The sequence below is a fragment of the Nocardiopsis chromatogenes YIM 90109 genome (assembly GCF_000341185.1).
Taxonomy (GTDB): domain Bacteria; phylum Actinomycetota; class Actinomycetes; order Streptosporangiales; family Streptosporangiaceae; genus Nocardiopsis_A; species Nocardiopsis_A chromatogenes.
The window spans coordinates 1-19294 of record NZ_ANBH01000023.1 but is presented as its reverse complement, the minus strand read 5'-3'; the positions used below and the strand labels follow the sequence as shown (position 1 = coordinate 19294).

Sequence of the window (19294 nt, the reverse complement as noted above, 5' to 3'; positions counted from 1 at the left end):
CGCGGGGGGGGGGCTGCCCAGCCGTACCAAGGCCGAGATCACCTGCGTGTTCGACGGCGCGGACGTGGAGGCCCCGGCGCAGCAGGGGCAGCGCCGGGTGCGGCTGCTGTTCAGCGAGCCGGGGGAGACCGCCGACGAGCTCATCGTGCACCTGGTGCGGACCGAGCCGCCGGGGCGGCCGCTGTCGGTGGTGACGGCCGACAAGGAGATCATCGCCGCGGTGCGCGGGGAGGGTGCGCGCCCGGTGCCGTCGTCCCTGCTCCTGCGCCGTTTGGAGCCGGGGCGGTAGTGGGGGGCCGCGCATCCGAAGCGCTCGTCGGGCCGCCTTGGCCGTCGAGCGGGGTGCAGGAGGCGGCGCCGGGGTCGGGGAACCGGGCGAAGCGAACACTGAGGCGGTAAGTGCCCCGGGATGCCCTGTGTGGCGGAACCGCTACGAGATCACTGGTGACTCCACCGGGCAGGATGCCGCTGCGCTCCGGGGGAGTGGTGTGTGACGTGTTCGGGAGGCGGTACTTTAGCGTGCTTGAAGGTTGCTCGACCGGCGTGTGACGCAGCTGTGACCAAGTCGGAGCCGGGGCTGTGAAGCCGTACTGGGCAGGGGGAACGGCGTCGGGGCGGGTGTGGGGCGCCGTTATTGTTTCGTTGTTGTGGTTGAGGCGGGTAAAGCGGTCCGCTAGTTTTTCCCAGGAGCTTGATTGCCCCGTGTGCCCCGGCGCCGGTACCGCCTGCAGGGTGGAGCCCGCCGGGGAGTGGGGCTCCCCGTAACCCCATGGGAGCGAGCGGTCGTGCTGCCGTGTCGCCCGGCCCCGAGCCGAGGAGGAGAGCGCGGCACCCCCGCTTCCCGGTCCCGCACGCGCGGGGCCGGGGCCCGGCCCTCGTCCCCCTACCCAGGCCCCCGAGGGGCCCGACCAGCAAGGAGCGTGGACCGCCATGGCGAACAACGGTGGTCGGCGCACGGCCCGCCGGGTAGCGACCGGTCTCGGGGTCGTGGCGGCCGGCAGTCTGATCGCGTCCGCCGGGACCGGTGTGGCCAGCGCCGAACCGGAGCAGAGCCGTGAGGACGTCCAGAAGAAGCTGGACGAGCTCAATGAAGAGGCCGGCAAGGTCGTCGACGAGTACAACGAGGCCAACGAGGACTACAAGGCGGCCAAGGCCAAGGCCGACGAGCTCGAGGAGCAGGTCGGCGAGGAGAAGGACCGCTATGAGGAGCTCAAGGAGGAGGCGTCGCAGATCGCCAGCGCCGCCTACCAGGGCGGAGACCTCGACTCCAAGTCCTTCGCGCTGACCGTCGAGGACCCCGAGGACCTGATGGACCAGGCCGCGGATGTCGGCAAGCTCTCCGACAACCAGAAGGCCAAGCTCGACGAGTTCAGCGACTCCAACGAGCGCCTCTTCAAGCTCAAGGACGAGGCGGACTCCGCCCTTGAGGAGGCCAAGGACAAGAAGGACGAGGCCGAGGACAAGAAGGACGAGGTCGAGGAGAAGATCTCCGAGCAGGAGGACCTCCTCGCCGAGTTCCCGGAGGCCGACGCGGCCCCCGACGGCGGCGGCGCCTCCGGCTCCGACGCCGCCAACAACGGCTCGGGCAACGCCCGCGCCGCGCTGGACTTCGCGCTGTCCCAGGTCGGCAAGCCCTACATCTACGGCGCCGCCGGCCCCGACGGCTACGACTGCTCCGGCCTGGTCATGCGGTCCTGGCAGAACGCGGGCGTGAGCCTGCCGCGCACCACCTACGGCCAGGCCGAGGCGGGCACCCACGTCACCCGTGACCAGCTGCAGCCGGGGGACATCCTGATGTTCAGCGGCCTGGGCCACGACGGCCTGTACCTGGGCAACGGCCAGATGGTGCACGCGCCGCGCACCGGAAAGAACGTCGAGGTCGTGCCGCTCGCCGGGTACTGGGACGGCCAGTTCATGTACGGCGTCCGGGTCTAGGGGGTGTTGCTCGGATCGTGGCCGTAGACGGCACTGGCGGTGCCATGTCCATCGCAGGGCCGCTGGGAGGGTCGGTCAGCAGGCTGTCGGCTGATGAGAGCGCGGCGAGGGGCGTGCCTGGGCGCCGCGCAGTAGGTCATGATCCAGGCAACACCCCCTAGCCGGACCGCGAACCTCCGGGCGCCGCCCGCGCCGCATCCGTGCGGCGCGGGCGGCGCCGACCTTTTCGGCGATTTCGGTCACCCCGGAATTCCCACTCGAAGGTAACGAATCGGTTGAGAAGGCGGCGGGGATGCACTACTGTTCCGCCGAGCCGGGTCGTTCCTCTCGCTGCCACCCGGGCGGCGACGATCCGGACCCGCCGAACTCCGCCGCGGGAGGCGCCGAACGCCCCGCGGAGCGGAGACCGGAGCACCGCGCACGGCGACCGACCTCCCGAAGCGGCCCCCCGCCGCATCCGCCGTCCGCGGACACCTGCCCCCGAACCGGGCCGCGCAGCGTCGCATGAGCCGTGCGTGCCCCTCCGGTAGGCGGACCACGGGAGAAAGGTGGGCCACCACCGTGCACCAACCACGCGAGCGCGGTCCCTACCGCCGTCGCATGGCGGCCGCGGGCTTCGTCGCCGTGGGCGCGTTTCTCGCCTCGACCGTCCTCCCCGGAGCCGCGTCGGCCGATCCCACCGCGGACGAGGTGCGCGAGCGGGTCGAGCAGCTTGAGGAGGAGCACGCCGAGCAGGCCGCCGCCTACAACGAGGCCGAGCAGGACCACGACGCCGCCCAGGAGAAGCTGGACGACATCGAGGCCGACCGCAAGGAGGTGGCGGACAAGCTCGACGGGATGCAGTCCGGCGTCCGCGAGCTCGCCACGGCGGCCTACAGCGGCGACGACTACACCTCGGTGCCCTTCCTGGCGACGTCCGGCGGGCCGGACGATGCGCTCCGGCAGGCTTCCGACCTGGGGTACCTCTCGCAGAGCCAGCAGGACCGCCTGGACAACTACGTCCAGGAGAAGCGCAAGCTGGACGAGCTCGAGGCATCGGCGGAGGACACCGAGAAGGAGGCCGAGGAGCGTCTCGACGACGCCGAGAAGGCCAAGGAGAAGGCCGAGGAGAAGCTCGAAGAGCAGCAGTCGCTGCTGGACGACCTGACCGCCGAGGAGCGCGCCGCGGCCACCGAGGGCGTGGACGGCGGGGCCCAGGAGTCCTCCTCGGGCGGCTCCGGTGGTGGAGCGACTCCGCCGCAGGTCAGCGGAAACGCCCAGGCGGCGGTCGACTTCGTCTACGCCCAGATCGGCGACTCCTACCGGATGGGCGCCAACGGCCCGGACGTGTGGGACTGCTCCAGCCTGGTGCAGGCCGCATGGCGCGAGGCCGGGGTCAGCCTGCCGCGCACCACCTACGACCAGGTGAACGCCGGCACGAAGGTCTCCTGGGACCAGTTGCAGCCCGGCGACCTGATCTTCTTCTACGACGGGCCCAGCCACGTCGGCATGTACGTGGGCCAGAACAAGATGGTGCACGCCTCCACCTCGTCGAAGCCGGTGCTCGAAGTGCAGCTGAACAGCTACTACCGGCAGAAGTTCCATTCGGCCGTGCGGGTCGGCTAGCGCCTGTATGCGCCCTTCGCGCATGCGGGCGAAGGGGCCGCGGCACCTGGAAGGGCGCCGCGGCCCTCTTTCTGTCGTGGGCCGATGTGCCGAGGAGTATCGGGAGGCGGTCCGCTCCAGGACCCCGATGGGTATTCGGGCCTATGTGTGCCTGTCGGTCGAGGCGGCTGGTTCGACCGGATCGTCCTGGAACGCGTCGAGATGTCCGCTGAAGCCGTGTGTGCCTGCACAGGGCCCCTCGGGCCCATGGCGGCTCCGGCGGACATCACACGGGCACCTGAGCGCCGACAGGGCGTCGGGTGGAGTGGTGGAACCTCTCGCGGTCGCGGCCGCCCCGGGCGGTCGGTCTTCGGCCGCCCGCAGACGGGCGGGGGCGCCGGTCACGGCACCGGCACTGAGGGGGCCGCCCCAAGGCCGTGACGCTCCGCCGACCTGATCGGACGGAAACTCCGCCACCACAGCGGACGCGACCGGCTGGGACCCGGTCTGCGCGGCGCGTCTGACGGCCGACGAGGCCCGCCTATCGGCGTGGATGCCGCGCAGACCCGGCGGACGGAAGTGACACCGCTCCAGGGACCCTGTCGGCGGATCCGGCGGGTGGGTGCTGCCGGTGCCGTCCCAGCGGGACGGTGGAACGACGTGCGGCGGGACCGGGCGGCTGTCGTGTCGCCGCGTTCCCCTACCCCGGGCAGGGGCCTCGTTCGACGCAGTTCGCGCTACTGCGGGTCGGGCGGACCCCTGAGGCACGTGCCCGCTGCCGCGGTGACATCGGCCGGTGCGGAGGAGCGGCCCACCGGGGCGGCACCGGCCACCACCCGGACCTGCCGATTCGCTCTCCTGCTCCCCGGGTGGAAACCGTGCCGGATGCGCCGACCGTGTCCTCCAGCGGACGCGGCCTGCGTCCGCGGGTGTCGCCGACCGGCCGCGTCGACCTGCGGCCGTCCTGCGACCGGGCACCGGCATGCGCAGGGCCGGGCGCGTGGCGCCCGGCCCTGTCGGCGGTCCTCCGGCGGTCCGGCCGGGGGCTCAGCCGTCGGAGTAGAGCGCCTCGATCTCCTCGGAGAACTGCTGGGTGATCACGTGGCGCTTGATCTTCAGCGAGGCGGTCATCTGGCCGCCCTCCTCGGAGAAGTCCAGCGGCAGGATCGTGAACTTGCGGACCGACTCGGCCCGGGAGACGGCCTTGTTGGCGTCGTCCACCGCGTTCTGCACCTCGGCGACCAGGTCCGGGTCGTCCACCAGGTCGGGGATGTCCCCGGTCTTGCCGTTCTGCCTCTTCCAGAAGTCGAAGGCCTCGGGGTCGATGGTGATCAGGGCGGAGACGAACTTGCGGTTGTCGCCGACCACCATGCACTGGCTGATGATGGCGTGGCCGCGGATGCGGTCCTCGATCACCGCGGGGGCGACGTTCTTGCCGCCCGCGGTCACGATGATCTCCTTCTTGCGGCCGGTGATGCTCAGGTAGCCGTCCTGGTCCAGGGTGCCCAGGTCGCCGGTGCGGTACCAGCCCTCCTCGTCGAAGGCGTCCTTGGTGGCGGCCTCGTTGTTCCAGTAGCCGCGCATGACGTGGTCGCCCTTGCAGAGCACCTCGCCGTCCTCGCCGATGCGGATGGACACCCCCGGGAACGGCGCGCCGACGGTGCCGATCTTGTTCAGGTCCGGGGTGTTCACGGCGGTGGGGGCGGAGGTCTCGGTCAGGCCGTAGCCCTCGATGATGGTCAGGCCCACGCCGCGGAAGAAGTGGCCCAGCCGCTCGCCCAGCGCCGATCCGCCGGAGACGGCGTAGCGGGCCTGGCCGCCGACGGCCGCCAGGATCTTGCCGTAGACGAGCCTGGCGAACAGCGCGTGCCGCAGGCGCAGCCCCAGCGGGACGTTTCCGCTGCTCAGGGCGCGGCTGTAGGCGATGGCGGTCTCGGCGGCGGCGTTGAAGACCTTGCCGCGTCCCTCGGCCGTGGCCTTCTGTTCGGCCTTGTTGAAGACCTTCTCGAACACGCGCGGCACGGCCAGCAGGAAGGTCGGCTTGTACACGCCCAGGGCGTCGATCAGCTCGGGGCCGGTGCTGGGGAAGTGGCCCAGGATGGTCTTGGACTCGATGCAGCCGATCTGGATGATGCGGGCGAAGGAGTGCGCCAGCGGCAGGAACAGCAGCGTCGAGCGGCCTTCGAGGGTGAAGACCTCCTCCAGCGGGCCCTGGATGACGTTGAGGATGGTGAAGAGCAGGTTGCGGTGGGTCAGCTCGCAGCCCTTGGGGCGCCCGGTGGTGCCCGAGGTGTAGATGAGGGTGGCGAGCTCGTCCACGCCGCCCGCGGTGCGGCGCTCCTCGACGGCCGACTCCTCGACGTCGGAGCCGGTGGCCAGGAAGCGGTCCATGCCGCCGTCCTCGATCTCCCACACGTGGGCCAGCTCCGGCAGCTCCTTGCGCACGGACTCCACCCGGGCGGCGTGCTCGGCGGTCTCGACGAAGACGGCCTTGCTGCCCGAGTCGCCGAGGATCCACTGGACCTGCTCCTCGGAGGAGGACTCGTAGATCGGGACGGTGACGGCGCCGACCGACCAGGCGGCGTAGTCGACGGCGGTCCACTCGTAGCGCGTGCGGGCCATCAGGCCGACGCGGTCGCCGTGCTCGATCCCGGCGGCGATCAGCGCCTTGGCGATGGCCACGACGTCGTCGCGGAAGGCCTTGCAGGTGACGTCGCGCCACTGGCCCGACTCCTGGCGGCGGAGCGCGACGGCGGTGGGCTCCTGTTCGGCGCGCGCGAACACCGTATCGGGCAGGCGCGCGTCCGAAGAGATCTCTGCCTTGACGGGTCGGCTGAATTCGCGCACGTGCGGCTCCTGGACAGACGGGGTCGGCGAGGGGACGTGACGACGGTAACAACTTTGGCTACTCGTCGGTAGAACCGGTTCCAGGTTCGGTATCGGATGGTGACCGAACAGGGACGATTCCGCTCCCCAGGCGGGCATTATCCCCTGGGCCGGGCCGGGTGTCCCTGAAACGGCTCGGGGTTTCCCCCGGTTCCCGGCCGCCCGGCGGCCGCACCCGCGCGCGGGCGGCTAACGTGGGCGGCGAGTCCGGTACACGAGCAGGGGTGGGCGACCATGGCACAGTCCGACGGCGAGGCGCGCGCGAACGGCCGGGAGGACGGCGCGGCCGAGGAGCGCGCAGGCGACGCGGCCGAGGCCGCCGCAGGCGGCGCGGCCGCCCGGGGCGGGAACGGGCGCGACGGCGGCCCCTCGGCGGACCTGATCGACGACGCGATCCGGCTGGTGGACTCCCTCCAGCGCAAGCTGATCATCGCCGGTGTGCGCAAGGGCGTGTCCACCGTGGCGTCCCCGCCGCCGCGCACCGGCGACGTGTGGGAGCAGGCGATCCGCGAGGAGCAGGCCCCGCCGGAGCCCGCGCTGGACCGGCTGGCGGGCGTGGTGCGCACGGCGGCGCCCGAGGTCGCGGGCCACCTGGGCCGCGCCGGGGTGGCCCTGTTCGGTGCGGTGCAGGAGAGCTGGAGGATCGCGGGCGAGGAGCTCGAACGCCAGCGCCGCGAACGCGAGGCCCGGGAGCGCGCGGCACGCGAGTCGGAGTCCGGTCGGAACCGCGAGATCACCGGCGGCACGGAGGAGTAGGCCCCGCGCCGGTGGACGGCCTGTCCTGTCGCACGTGACCTGCTCGGTTCCCATCCGGGCCGCCCACCACCGGCCGGAGTCCCACACGGCCTGCCCGGCCGACGGCGGGAGCGGTGCGCCGTCCGGCATGCCGACGCGGGCCAGGGGGCGCTCTCGTGCCAGGCGCGCTCGGCGGGCACCGAGCGGATCAGATGAGACGACCGCCGACCGTGAGCAGGTCGCATGGGGTTTCGCGCGCCGACCGTCTCCAACGATCTGCTCGGCGCCCAGGTCAGAGTGCTCATCACCGTGCAGAACGGATGAGGACGAACACGGCCGTCGGCACCGCGGGTGACACGGCCGACGGCGCCGCGCCCCTACCCGGGGGCCGCTCCGGAAACCGGGGGGCTGGTGGCACCGAGTGGTCCAAACCTTTGGTTTACTCCATTCGGCCCACCCGTCCGTCCCGGCACACGCGAGGAGCACCCCCATGGCGTTGACCATCGGCGTCGACATCGGCGGCACGAAGATCGCCGCGGGCACCGTCGACCCTGAGGGGCGCATCCTGCGCCGCGCCAAGGCGCCCACGCCCCGCGGGGACGGGGAGCACCTGGCCGAGGCGGTGGCCGGGCTCGTGCGGGAGCTGCGCGAGGGCGAGGACGCGGCGCCTGCGGCGGTCGGCGTGGGCACGGCGGGCTTCGTCGACGAGACGCGCTCGCGGATCGTGCTCGCGGGCAACCTGGGACTGGCCGACGACCCCGTGCGCGAGCGCATCGCCCGCCGCGTCGGCCTGCCCGTGGTCGTGGAGAACGACGCCAACGCCGCCGCCTGGGCCGAGTTCCGCTTCGGCGCCGGCCGGGGCCGCCGGGACGCCGTGGTCATCACCCTGGGCACCGGGGTCGGCGGCGCGCTGATCGTCGACGGGGAGCTGCGGCGCGGCCGGTTCGGCGCGGCGGGGGAGATCGGCCACTACCGGATGGTGCCCTTCGCCCGCCGCTGCGCCTGCGGCAACCAGGGGTGCTGGGAGCAGTACGCCAGCGGGAGCGCCCTCGTGGCCGAGGCGCGCGCCCTGGCGGCGGCGGAGCCGAAGGCGGCCGCACGCCTGCTGGAGGCGGCCGGTGGCGACCCCGAGGGCATCGAGGGGCCGGAGGTGACCCGCGCGGCCCAGGAGGGCGACCCCGCGGCGCTGCGGTGCTTCGCCGCGGTGGGGGAGTGGGTCGGCCAGGGGTTGGCGGACCTGGCCGCGATCCTGGACCCGGAGTGCTTCGTCGTGGGCGGGGGCGTGTCCGCAGCGGGGGAGATCCTGCTGGGACCGGCGCGCGAGGCCTACGCCCGGGCGGTGACGGGCCGGGCCACCCGCAGGCTGGCCGAGATCCGCCAAGCGGAACTGGGCGGAGAACCCGCGGGCATCATCGGCGCGGCCGACCTGGCCCTGAGGTAGGGCGCCCGCGGGGGCGCCTGGAGTCCTCTGCCGGGTCCCGCGGAGGCCACGCGGGGGCCGATACCGGCTACACGCAGTGACAACGGGCCTGACGAACGGCCCCGGATCAGCCCGTGCCGTCCAGCGGGACGCGCATCTCGATCTCGGTGCCCTCGCCCGGGGCGGTGACCACCTCTGTCGTCCCGCCCAGGTCCCGGATGCGGCCCCGGATCGACTGGGACACCCCCAGCCTCCCCTGGGCGCGGGCCTCCTCCAAGCGGTCGGGGGGCATTCCCGGGCCGTCGTCGCGGACGGTCACCGCCACCTCGCCGCCCTCGTCCTCCAGCAGCAGCCACACCCGTGTCCCCTCCGGGCAGTGGCGGTCCACGTTGGCCAGTGCCGCCTCCACCGCCGCGCGGATCTCGGCGACCGCGTGCGCGGGCATGCGCACGGGGTCGGCCGGGCCCGCGAACGTCACCCGGGAGGAGGCCAGTTCCGCCAGAGCCATGTGCAGGTCGGCGGCGGGGGAGGCGGCGCCCGGAGGGGACGCGGCGCGCGAGAGGCGGGATGCGGGGTGCGAAGGCGCGTCGGCGCCGGCCTCCTCAGGGCGTGCGGCCGCCGGGCCGCTGCCGACCAGGGTGCGCAGGCGCACCTCCTGCTCGCCCGCCAGGCGCCCCAGCTCGGCCGCCTCGCCGCCGACCTCCTCCCCGCGGCGGCGCACCATCGCCAGAACCTGGAGCACCGAGTCGTGGATCGACCGGGCCAGCCGCTCCCGCTCGGCCGTGCGGGCCTCGATCTCCACCGCCTCGGCCAGGCGCCGTTCGGCCCGCAGCGCGTAATGCGCCAGGTAGCCCATCGAGTACCCGGCCAACAGGAGCAGCACCACTCCGCGCGGCACCGCCGCCGTGATGTCCAGGCCCAGCGACGCCCGCATCGCGATGTCCACCACCCCGTGCCCCAGCGCCACGCACAACGCCCACCGGCGGCCGCCCACCACCGCCGCCGCCAGGGCCGCCCCCGCGAACCAGGTCGAGGTCAGAGGCGGGGCGTGCCGCAGGTAGACCGGTTCCACCACCAGCGCGGTCGCCGACNGGCCACCGCCACGTCCGCGGCCGCCAGCACCCGCTCGTCCAACCGGCCGCGCCCGCGGCCGTAGGCCCACACGGTGAACACCGTCCAGCCCGCCATCACCGCCAGCACCGCCGCCGCGCCCAGCGGGTGCGCGAGCAGCCGGTGGGTGTCGACGGCCTGGTACACGGCGTAGGCCAGGGAGGCGGCGCGGAAGACCGCGATCGTCCGCCACAGGGGGGCCTCGAATCCCATGAACGCGTCCGGGCGCCCGGCCTAGACGACCGCGCCGTCGTCGGGGCCGTTGTCGCCGGAGGCGCGGTCGCCCATGCGCACCACGAGCACCACGAACCCGGCGATGAAGGCCGCCACCGCGCAGAACGCCAGCCACCCGGGCCGCGTGCCCATCAGCATCGACACCAGCAGCACCGCCGGGCCGCCGAACAGTCCGCCCCAGGCCAGGCGGCCGATCATGTCACCGCGGGGCAGCGGGGGCGGGGGCGGCGGCACGAAGTGGTCCCCCTCGTCCTCCGGGGCGCGGCCGCCGCGCCGCCCGTCGTCCTCGTCGCCGTCGGAGGCGTCGCCGGTGTCCAGGGAGGGCGCGGTGTCCTCGGCGCCGGAGCCGGGGGCGTCCGCCCCGTCCGTGCGTCCCGAGGCGACGTTCTCGGCGTCGGGCCACATCGGAGGCCCGTCCTCGGCCCCCGTCCCGGTCTCGTAGAAGCGCGCCACCAGGTCGGCCCAGACGTCGTCCTCGTCCCGGGCGCCCCCGGGCGCGGTGTCGGCGAGGACGTCGGTGCGGTCCTCCGCGGTCTCCGCGGCGGGCCCGGCCGCGCCCCGGTCGGCGGCGGCGTCCCCGTCCAGGTCGGGCAGCTCGGCGCGGAGGACGCGCTCGGCGGCGTCGCGCTCGCGCTCGTCCACGTACAGGTGGTCGGTGGCGGTGCCCCCCGCGTCGGGGGCGGGGTCGGACATCCCCGCGTCGAGGCGGATCGCGTAGGCGGCGATCCCCTCCCGCCCCAGCGCCTCCAGCATCAGGTCGGCCGAGGCCGGAGGAAGGAGGATGAGCGGCACATAGGCGTCCGCCAGCAGCCCGTTGCCGCGGCGATGCGTCATCGCTGTCGTCCTTCCCCGCTTCTGCTGTGCTCGCGCACGAAGCCGAGGCTGCCCTCGAAGATCGCGGCGGCATCGTTGTCCAGGGTGGCGACATGGTAGCTGTCGCCCAGCGAGCGGACGGCCACCGTGGTGTTGACCGCCTTACTCGTGAGGATACGCAGACTCTGCGGCCCGATGACATGATCTTCCGGACTTCGGTAGGCCAGAACCGGCGCACGCAGCGCGGGCATGCCCCTGCGGACCGCGCGCCACAGCCTCGGGAGTGTCGCGGCCGCCGCGGTGGGCACCCGGTCGTACCCCACCTCGTGCGCCCCGGCCTTCTTGATGTCGTCGGACAGCCCGGCCGTGGACGGCACCAGTCCCTTGATCAGCGGAGCCACCAGCAGCAGCGGGTTCTCCAGCGCCAGTGACGGGTTCACCAGCACCGCACCCGCGACCTTGTCCGGGTGCTTCTGGGCCAGCCGCAGCGCCAGGCACCCGCCCATGGACATCCCCATGACGAACACCTCGTCGCAGCGCCGGTGCAGCTCCTCCAGCGCCCGCTCGACCTCCGCGAGCCACTGGTCGGAGGTGGTGAGGTTCATCTCCTGCCAGGTGGTCCCGTGGCCGGGCAGCAGAGGCAGCTCGACCGTGAGGCCCGCCCGCGCCAGGTGCTCGGCCCAGGGCCGCATGGACTGGGGTGATCCGGTGAACCCGTGGCACAGCAGGACGCCCGTGGGGCCTCCGGGGGCGCTGTAGGGTTCGGCGCCGGGCAGCAGCGGCATGGGACGCTCCTCGGGCGGGCGGTCGGGACGTCGGGCGCGGATTACGAAGTTAACCCGCGCGCGGGCCTTCCGGTACCCCGGGGTCCGGGCGGCAGCGGGACCTGCATTGGTAGTCGGTCCCGACCAATGCGAAGATGGCCGGGATTGTTCGTGGAAGCGGGAAGGCGATCGTGGCACGCGTGTCCGGACACCGCCCGCCGGTGCGGGGGTGAGTCTCGGTGTTCTACTGGGTTGTGAAGGCGATTCTGGGCCCGGTGCTGGCGGTGCTGTGGCAACCGCGCGCCGAGGGCGTCGAGAACGTGCCGCGCACCGGTCCGGCGATCATGGTGAGCAACCACCTGTCGTTCTCGGACCACTTCTTCGGTCCGCTGCCGCTGCCGCGCAAGATCACCTTCCTGGCGAAGGCCGAGTACTTCACCGGGACCGGCCCCAAGGGCCTGGTCAGCCGGCTGTTCTTCACCGGGGTGGGCCAGATCCCCATCGACCGCTCGGGCGGCAAGGCCAGTGAGGGCGCGCTGCGCACCGGGCTGCGGGTGCTCAAGCAGGGCAAGCTGCTGGGCATCTACCCGGAGGGCACGCGCTCGCCCGACGGGCGGCTGTACCGGGGCCGCACCGGCGTGGCGCGCCTGGCCCTGGAGTCGCGCGCCCCGGTCGTGCCGATGGCGATGATCAACGTCGACAAGATCATGCCGCCCGGGCGCACCGTGCCCAAGCTCGGCATCCGCCCCAAGGTCGTCTTCGGCGAGCCGCTGGACTTCTCCCGCTACTACGGCATGGAGAAGGACCCCCGCGTGCTGCGCGCGGTCACCGACGAGATCATGTACGCCCTGCTGTCGCTCTCCGGCCAGGAGTACGTGGACCGCTACGCCCAGTCGGTCAAGCGCGAGCTGGAGCAGGCGGCCAAGGAGGAGAGGAAGGAGCAGCACGCCGACGCCAAGGAGCGCAGGCGTGCCGAGCGGGCCAAGCGCAAGTCCGAGAAGAAGGCCCTGAAGCGCGAGAAGAAGGCCGAGCGCGAGGCGAAGAAGGACGAGGGCGCCGAGGAGCCCGGCACGGCCGAGGAGCAGCCGGAGAAGAGCTGAGGGGCGCGCCCGGACGCGCGGCGGGGCCATCGCCCCGGCGCCGGGCGCCGCCCGCCCGCCGGAGCGGGCCGGGCTCACCGGCCCGTGCCGGTACCGGGATCCGGACGCAGGTCGGCGACGACCGGCCGGTGGTCGGAGGCCGCCTCCACGTCGGCGCGGTCCACCTCGTCGACGGGCACCCCCGACGCGAGCACCCGCGCCCCGGGCCCGCAGAAGACGGCGTCGATCCGGTGCCGGGGACGGCGGGCCGAGAATGTGGCGGCTTCCCCGAGCGGGGCCGCCGCACCGGCGTCGGCCAGCTCCGCGGTGATGATCCGCCACGCCGCGCCCCCGGGCGTGCCGTTGACGTCCCCCGCGAGGACGCGCGGGGTCCCGTCCGCGAACCGGCGCAGGTGCTCCAGCACCTCCCGGGCGTGGTCGCACCGGGCCGCCTCCTCAAGGTCGAGATGGGTGGAGGCGACGGTGACGGACCGGCCTCCGACCTCCACGAGCGCCATGGACACCGCCCGGCGGTGCAGGCCGCGGCGCCGGGTGAGGAGCGTGTGCCGGGCGTCCAGGACGGCGACCCCGGGCCGCACGAGCACGGCGAGCCCGCAGGAGCGCCGGTCCACGGCGGGGACCAGGCCCGTCGCGCGCTGTAGAGCCCGCCGGTGCAGCCGCCAAAGGAGCAGCCGTGGGGCCTCCTGGAGACAGACCACGTCGGGGCTGCACGCGCGGATCACCCGGTACAGGGCCGGACGCGAGTCCCGCATGGCGCGGATGTTGTAGGTGAGCAGCCGGAACCGGGTTCCGGCCGGTGTCGCTTCCACACCCGTGGTCTACCCCGAGACGCCGCCCTCGCGCCGCAGAGGCGGCGGTCGCCGCCGGAAGGTCACCCTTCAGCGCCGATGAGGGCGTCCGCCCATTCCGGCCGCGTCACGGCCGCGAGGAGCAGCGCGGCGTCGATCGCGACTCCGACGATCAGCCGGGTGGTCCAGAACAGGACGATCAGCAGTGCGGACGCCAGCGAGGCGGCCGCGGCGATCTGCGGCCAGGCGGGGGCGAGGCCCGGCACGCCCCAGACCGCCAGCCCGAGGAACGCGAAGCCGAGCACCGTCAATGCCACCAGGACCAGGCCGACGGGGCGCCGTGCCGCCCGGGGCAGCCACGACCGGTCGAACGAGAACTCGGGGGTGTCCGCGGCCAGGTAGAGGAGGTGGACGAGGCCGTGTGCGATCACCAGCAGCCCCACCACGATCCGGAGGACGAGCAGCATCGGCGGCCTCCCTCACCGTCCGGCGGCCCGTCCGCGGTCCTGGCGGAGCCGCTACCGGGCCGGACGGAACCGGGATCACCTCCGCGCCGTGGGGTACGGCAGAGCCGTCGGACCTGAACCCGGGGGAACGCTGTCCTGAGACGCCGCCGGGACCGGCCCGGGGGCCGGACTCAGATCAGCGGCGGGCCGTCCCCGGGGTCCTCCTGGTAGGAGTAGCGCTGCTCCGACCACGGATCGGCCAGGTTGTGGTACCCGCGCTCCTCCCAGAAGCCGCGTCGGTCCGTGGTCAGGTACTCGACCGCCCGCAGCCACTTCACGCTCTTCCAGCCGTAAAGGTGGGGTACCACCATCCGGACCGGGAACCCGTGCTCCGGCGTCAGCTCCTCGCCCTCGCGGTGGGTCGCCAGCAGCACCCCGTCCCGCAGGAAGTCGTCCATCCGCACGTTGGCGCTGTAGCCGTACTCGGCCCACAGCATCACGTGCGTCGCCTCCTCCGCGGGAGGGGCCGCCTCGACCAGGTCCACCGACGACACCCCCTGCCAGCGCACCCCCGGGATGGTGAATCGCGTCACACAGTGGAAGTCCGCCACGACCTCGGTGCGCGGCAGCGCGCCGAACCCCTCCCATGTCCACCGGTACCCCGTGGGATCCTCGGTGGCGCCGTACACGCGGAAGTCCCACCGGTGCGGCCGGAAGCGGGGCACCGGGCCGTAGTGGACCGCGGAGTGCTCGCGCGGTATGTACTGCCCCGGCGGCAGTCGATCCTGCGCCAATCGAACCCCCTATGCGGTCCCGCTGCGGCCTTTCCGCCATCCTGCCAGCCTTCCGCGCCGCGCCGGGCGCCTGCCCCGGGTGTGCGCCCGCGCCTCCGCCGTGCGCTATAGTCGCTCACATGCAGCACAGCTTTTGGCGCTTTTATGGCTACCGGCCCCTGGCTTGGACGGTCGCCCGCCTAGCGCTGCGCTGAGACGGACGTTACGAAAGAAGCCCCGGGCCGGACGGCCCGGGGCTTCTTCGCGTCTCAGGGTCCGCCGCCCCGGAACCGCCTCCGACCCCGACGCCGAAGGAAATCAGGACATGGTCATCGTCATGGCGCCCGACGCCTCCTCAGCCGATATCGAAGCCGTCGCCGATCTCGTCGCCACCGCCGGCGGCGAGGCCTACGTGACGCGCGGCGTCAGCCGCACCATCATCGGTCTGGTGGGGGACGTCCGGCACTTCGAGACGCTGGACCTGCGCGCGCTTCCGGGGGTGAGCGACGTGCTGCGCATCTCGGCGCCCTACAAACTGGTGAGCCGGGAGAACAACGCCGAGCGCTCCCTGGTCACCGTGCGCGGGGTGCCGATCGGCCCCGGGCACACCACGGTCATCGCCGGGCCCTGCGCGGTGGAGACCCCCGAACAGACCCTCCAGGCGGCGCACATGGCCGCCGACGCCGGGGCCTCGCTGCTGCGCGGCGGCGCCTACAAGCCCCGTACCTCCCCCTACGCCTTCCAGGGGCTGGGAGAGGCCGGGCTGAAGATCCTGTCCGACGTGCGCGACGAGACCGGCCTGCCGGTGGTCACCGAGGTGGTCGACGCCTCCGACGTGGACCTGGTCGCCTCCTACGCCGACATGCTGCAGATCGGCACCCGCAACATGCAGAACTTCGCCCTGCTGCAGGCCGCGGGCGAGGCCGGCAAGCCGGTACTGCTCAAGCGCGGCATGAACGCCACCATCGAGGAGTGGCTGATGGCCGCCGAGTACATCGCCCAGCGCGGCAACCTCGACATCGTGCTGTGCGAGCGCGGCATCCGCACCTTCGAGAAGGCCACCCGCAACACCCTGGACATCAGCGCGGTCCCGGTCGCCCAGGACCTGTCCCACCTGCCGGTGATCGTCGACCCGTCGCACTCGGGCGGCAAGCGCTCCCTGGTGCTGCCGCTGTCCCGCGCCGCCCTGGCCGTGGGCGCCGACGGGGTCATCGTCGACGTGCACCCCCGGCCGGAGACGGCGCTGTGCGACGGCCCGCAGGCCCTGGTCGAGTCCGACCTGGCCGAGCTGCGCGACGCCGCCCAGACGCACGCCGCGCTGCTGGGCCGCACCCTGGCCGAGGCCCCGGCTCCGGCCGTGGTCTGACAGCGGGGCCGGGCCGCCGTCCCGCCGCGCCGCCGTCGCCGCCTCCGCGGGGGCGGCGCGGCGGGACGGGGCGGCGGCCGGACGCACGGGGCGCCGCAGGGGCAGGGCGCCCCCGGCCGGGGATCAGACCTTGGCCGGGGCGGCGTCGCCGAGGAAGCTGGGCCGGTGCAGCTGCGTATTGGCGGCCAGGTGCTCGGCCAGCTCCTCCACGTCGAGCCGCTTCTCGATCTGGCGCAGGTCGGCGATCTTGGCGGCGGTCTCCACCTGGCGCGGGGTGAGCAGGGTGCAGCAGTCCTCGTCGGGCAGCTCGGAGATGGACAGCGTGCCGATCGCCCGCGCCTGGTCCATGATCTCGGTCTTGTCCATGCCGATGAGCGGCCGCAGGATCGGCACGTCGACCGCGTCGTCCAGCGCGGTCAGGTTGGTCATCGTCTGGCTGGACACCTGGCCCAGCGCGTCGCCGGTGACCAGCGCCTCGGCGCCCAGGTCGTCGGCGAGGGCCTCGGCGGTCTTGAGCATCAGCCGCCGCTGGGCCACGATCTGCAGCTTCTCCGCGCCCGAGCTCTTGAGCTGCTGCTGGGCCTTGCCGAACGGCACCACGAACAGCCGCGAGCCGACCTGGAACCGGTCGAGCTGGCGGACCAGGCTGTAGGCCTTGTAGATGGACTCCGGGCCGGTGAACGGCATGCCGGAGAAGTGCAGGAAGTCGACCTTGAGGCCGCGCCGCATCATCCGGTGGGCGGCCACCGGCGAGTCGATGCCGCCGGACATCAGCACCAGTCCGCGCCCGCTCATGCCCACCGGAAGGCCGCCCTGGCCGGGCATGCCGTCGGTGAAGACGAACACCTCGTCCTTGTCGACCTCGATGAAGACGGTGTTCTCCGGGCGCTTGAGGTTCACCGGCAGGCCGGTCTCCTCCTTGATGCGGGCGCCGACGGTCCCGGCGATCTCCGAGGAGGTCATGGGGAAGCGCTTGTCCCGGCGGCGGGCCCGCACGGCGAAGGTGCCGGTGCGCCCGGCCATGGAGCGCAGGGCGATGCCGGTGACCGCGTCGATGTCCTTGGCGACCCGGCGCACCTGGTGCACCCACACCACGCCCATCACCGAGCGCATCCGCTCGGCCAGTTCGGCTACCTCCAGGTCGGAGGCGCCGGGCATGCGCAGGATGATGACGCCGGCGCCGCGCTGGGTGAGCTTGACCTCGCCCAGCCCCCGCGCGGCGTTGCGGATGTTGTTGTGCAGGCGGCGCTCGAAGAGCTTGCGGTTGCTGCCCTTGAGCACGATCTCGCCGAGCTTCATCAGCACGCACAGTTCGCCCAGCCCGGAACCGGCACCCGCCGAGCCGGAGGCGGTGGTGCCCTCGGGCGCGGTGTCGGGGGCGGAGTCGGACGTGACGGCCATGGCGGCATCTCCAGGTGAGGGTCGGAAAGCGGTCGGTCGGAGGGCCCTCGCGCGGGGGTCCACGCTCCGATCCCTCCAGTATCCGCCACGCGGGCCACCGGTCGGAACGGGCGGCGGGTCCGGGGCGGACGGGGGAGGGGGCCTCTCCGAAAGGGGTCAACCCCCTCGGCTCCGATTGTCTTCCCTCCGGCGCCGTGGCCCCTCCGGGCTTTCCGGCCGCAGCCGCCCCTGGACGCCGGAAGGCCCCGCGCCGCGGCGCGGGGCCCGGGGGAGACGCCTTCGCACGAGGGGGCGTTCCCGCAGGGGGAGGCCCGCCGGGGGCCTCGGAGCGGGCGCTCCTCAGCCGAAGAAGACCTCGGCCTCGGCGTAGCGCTCCGGCGGGACGGTCTTGAGCTTCTCGGTGGCGGCCGACAGCTCCACCCGCACGACGTCGGTGCCCTGCAGGGCCACCATCTTGCCCCAGTCGCGGTCGCGCACCGCGTCGATCGCCTGCACGCCCAGCCGGGTGGCCAGCACCCGGTCGAACGCCGAGGGCGTGCCGCCGCGCTGCACGTGCCCCAGCACCACCGACCGGGACTCCTTGCCGGTGCGCTTCTCGATCTCCTCGGCCAGGCGCTGCCCGATGCCGCCCAGGCGCACGTGGCCGAAGCTGTCCTTCTCGCCCGTGGACAGCTCCATCTGCCCGTCCTTGGGGTGGGCGCCCTCGGCCACCACGATGATGGGTGCGTACTCGGTCTGGAACCGGCTCTCCACCCAGCCGACGACCTCGTCGATGTCGAAGGGCCGCTCGGGGATGAGGATCGCGTTGGCGCCCGCGGCCATGCCCGAGTGCAGGGCGATCCACCCGGCGTGCCGCCCCATCACCTCCACGACCAGCGCGCGGTGGTGCGACTCGGCGGTGGTGTGCAGCCGGTCGATGGCCTCGGTGGCGATGTTGACCGCCGTGTCGAAGCCGAAGGTGTAGTCGGTGGCGTTGAGGTCGTTGTCGATGGTCTTGGGAACCCCGACCACTTTGACGCCCTGTTCGGTGAGCTGCGTGGCCACGCCCAGGGTGTCCTCCCCGCCGATGGCGACCAGGGCGTCGATGCCCAGCCCCGCCATGTTGTCCTTGACGCGCTCGACACCCCCCTCGATCTTCATCAGGTTGGTGCGGGAGGAGCCCAGGATGGTGCCGCCCCGGGGCAGGATGCCGCGCACGGCGGCGCGGTCGAGCTCCATGGTGTCGCCTTCCAGGGGGCCGCGCCAGCCGTCCCGGAAGCCCACGAACTCGTATCCGTAGTCCTTGATGCCCTTGCGGACAACGGCGCGGATGACGGCGTTCAGGCCCGGGCAGTCTCCGCCGCCGGTCAGAACCCCCACTCGCATACGCCTGCTCCTCGTCGTGTAGCCGTGTGCAATGCCGTGCGTTTCGACCCTTGACCTCGCGGTCCGCTGACGTCAGCCTAACGGCAGCGATGTGACCGGCATCACGGGAAGCCCTGCACCCCGGCCGCTGCGGCGACCCGGTGGGGTGCGGCCGCCTCCCACCGCCCACATGGTCTAGACCATAGTCGCCGAAAGCACTGGAGGCCAGCAGATGACCGTGCTCACCATCGACGCCGGGACGACCGGCGTCACCGCCCTCATGGTCGGAGAGGACGGCCGCGTCCTCGCCCGCGGATACCAGGAGTTCGCACAGCACTACCCCGAGGCCGGTTGGGTCGAGCACGTCCCCGAGGAGATCTGGCAGGCCACCCTGGCCGCGTGCCAGACCGCCCTGGACGCGGCCGGTACGCCGCCCACGTGCGTCGGCATCACCAACCAGCGCGAGACCGCGGTGCTGTGGAACCGCAAGCGCGGCTCCTCGCCCCGCCGGGCCATCGTGTGGCAGGACCGCCGCACCGCCGACATCTGCACCGAGCTGCGCGACGCCGGGCACGAGGACCGGGTCACCGAGGTC

18 protein-coding genes are annotated in these 19294 nt (G+C 73.2%); 8 read left to right on the top strand and 10 right to left on the bottom strand.

What is annotated here, in order from left to right:
* The 3 genes from D476_RS31815 to D476_RS0101995 all read left to right on the top strand — a co-directional run.
* The coding region (locus tag D476_RS31815; protein ID WP_040724953.1) for an NYN domain-containing protein at nucleotides 1–289 on the top strand (289 nt) is incomplete at its 5' end.
* A 641-nt stretch (nucleotides 290–930) separates the two neighbouring features.
* Nucleotides 931–1935 (top strand): C40 family peptidase, encoded by a 1005-nt coding sequence (locus tag D476_RS0102000; protein ID WP_017622313.1) that lies wholly within the window; start codon nucleotides 931–933, stop codon nucleotides 1933–1935.
* 600 nt (nucleotides 1936–2535) lie between these two features.
* Nucleotides 2536–3540 (top strand): C40 family peptidase, encoded by a 1005-nt coding sequence (locus D476_RS0101995; protein WP_017622312.1) that lies wholly within the window; start codon nucleotides 2536–2538, stop codon nucleotides 3538–3540.
* Between the two features lie 1026 nt (nucleotides 3541–4566).
* Here the strand turns inward: D476_RS0101995 and D476_RS0101990 are convergent.
* Nucleotides 4567–6366: an AMP-dependent synthetase/ligase gene (locus tag D476_RS0101990; protein ID WP_017622311.1), complete on the bottom strand. Its 1800-nt coding sequence runs from the start codon at nucleotides 6364–6366 to the stop codon at nucleotides 4567–4569.
* Nucleotides 6367–6639: 273 nt separating this feature from the next.
* On the opposite strand from D476_RS0101990, the gene D476_RS0101985 reads away from it, so the two are divergent.
* Both D476_RS0101985 and D476_RS0101980 read left to right on the top strand, forming a co-directional pair.
* On the top strand, nucleotides 6640–7161 hold the full coding sequence (locus D476_RS0101985; RefSeq protein ID WP_017622310.1) for a hypothetical protein: 522 nt from the start codon (nucleotides 6640–6642) through the stop codon (nucleotides 7159–7161).
* A gap of 469 nt (nucleotides 7162–7630) precedes the next feature.
* Complete coding sequence (locus D476_RS0101980; protein WP_017622309.1) at nucleotides 7631–8581, top strand: ROK family glucokinase; 951 nt, start codon at nucleotides 7631–7633, stop codon at nucleotides 8579–8581.
* A gap of 106 nt (nucleotides 8582–8687) precedes the next feature.
* Here the strand turns inward: D476_RS0101980 and macS are convergent, their stop codons facing one another.
* The 4 genes from macS to D476_RS0101965 form a co-directional block, all read right to left on the bottom strand.
* The gene (gene macS, locus D476_RS31810; protein ID WP_020380427.1) at nucleotides 8688–9632 is read right to left on the bottom strand and encodes a MacS family sensor histidine kinase; all 945 of its coding nucleotides are present in this window, start codon (nucleotides 9630–9632) and stop codon (nucleotides 8688–8690) included.
* Nucleotides 9596–9883 carry a DUF5931 domain-containing protein gene (locus D476_RS40020; RefSeq protein WP_017622307.1) on the bottom strand — a complete coding sequence of 96 codons (288 nt, stop codon included), beginning with the start codon at nucleotides 9881–9883 and terminating at the stop codon, nucleotides 9596–9598. Before D476_RS40020 ends, macS begins: the two co-directional genes overlap by 37 nt.
* Before the next feature lie 21 nt (nucleotides 9884–9904).
* Nucleotides 9905–10738, bottom strand: a complete 834-nt coding sequence (locus D476_RS0101970) for a hypothetical protein (RefSeq protein WP_017622306.1) — start codon at nucleotides 10736–10738, stop codon at nucleotides 9905–9907.
* Complete coding sequence (locus tag D476_RS0101965) at nucleotides 10735–11502, bottom strand: alpha/beta hydrolase (RefSeq protein ID WP_017622305.1); 768 nt, start codon at nucleotides 11500–11502, stop codon at nucleotides 10735–10737. The genes D476_RS0101970 and D476_RS0101965 overlap by 4 nt, the downstream gene beginning before the upstream one ends.
* Nucleotides 11503–11720: 218 nt before the next feature.
* On the opposite strand from D476_RS0101965, the gene D476_RS0101960 reads away from it, so the two are divergent.
* Nucleotides 11721–12581, top strand: coding sequence for a lysophospholipid acyltransferase family protein (locus D476_RS0101960; protein ID WP_017622304.1), 861 nt, complete (start codon nucleotides 11721–11723; stop codon nucleotides 12579–12581).
* A 74-nt stretch (nucleotides 12582–12655) separates the two neighbouring features.
* On the opposite strand, the gene D476_RS0101955 is transcribed toward D476_RS0101960, so the two are convergent.
* The 3 genes from D476_RS0101955 to D476_RS0101945 form a co-directional block, all read right to left on the bottom strand.
* Nucleotides 12656–13390, bottom strand: coding sequence for an endonuclease/exonuclease/phosphatase family protein (locus D476_RS0101955; RefSeq protein ID WP_017622303.1), 735 nt, complete (start codon nucleotides 13388–13390; stop codon nucleotides 12656–12658).
* A gap of 62 nt (nucleotides 13391–13452) precedes the next feature.
* On the bottom strand, nucleotides 13453–13836 hold the full coding sequence (locus D476_RS0101950; protein ID WP_017622302.1) for a hypothetical protein: 384 nt from the start codon (nucleotides 13834–13836) through the stop codon (nucleotides 13453–13455).
* A 170-nt stretch (nucleotides 13837–14006) separates the two neighbouring features.
* The gene (locus D476_RS0101945; protein ID WP_017622301.1) at nucleotides 14007–14609 is read right to left on the bottom strand and encodes a molybdopterin-dependent oxidoreductase; all 603 of its coding nucleotides are present in this window, start codon (nucleotides 14607–14609) and stop codon (nucleotides 14007–14009) included.
* A gap of 304 nt (nucleotides 14610–14913) precedes the next feature.
* Between D476_RS0101945 and aroF the strand changes: the two genes are divergently transcribed.
* Nucleotides 14914–15954 carry a 3-deoxy-7-phosphoheptulonate synthase gene (gene aroF / locus D476_RS0101940; RefSeq protein WP_017622300.1) on the top strand — a complete coding sequence of 347 codons (1041 nt, stop codon included), beginning with the start codon at nucleotides 14914–14916 and terminating at the stop codon, nucleotides 15952–15954.
* A gap of 123 nt (nucleotides 15955–16077) precedes the next feature.
* On the opposite strand, the gene thiI is transcribed toward aroF, so the two are convergent.
* Both thiI and D476_RS0101930 read right to left on the bottom strand, forming a co-directional pair.
* Nucleotides 16078–17355 (bottom strand): tRNA uracil 4-sulfurtransferase ThiI, encoded by a 1278-nt coding sequence (gene thiI, locus D476_RS0101935; RefSeq protein WP_017622299.1) that lies wholly within the window; start codon nucleotides 17353–17355, stop codon nucleotides 16078–16080.
* Nucleotides 17356–17694: 339 nt separating this feature from the next.
* Entirely contained in the window at nucleotides 17695–18720 is a 1026-nt protein-coding gene (locus D476_RS0101930) for a 6-phosphofructokinase (RefSeq protein WP_026123139.1), read from the bottom strand.
* 211 nt (nucleotides 18721–18931) lie between these two features.
* Between D476_RS0101930 and D476_RS31805 the strand changes: the two genes are divergently transcribed.
* Nucleotides 18932–19294: FGGY family carbohydrate kinase (locus tag D476_RS31805; protein WP_040724948.1), on the top strand; the 363-nt coding region annotated here is incomplete at its 3' end.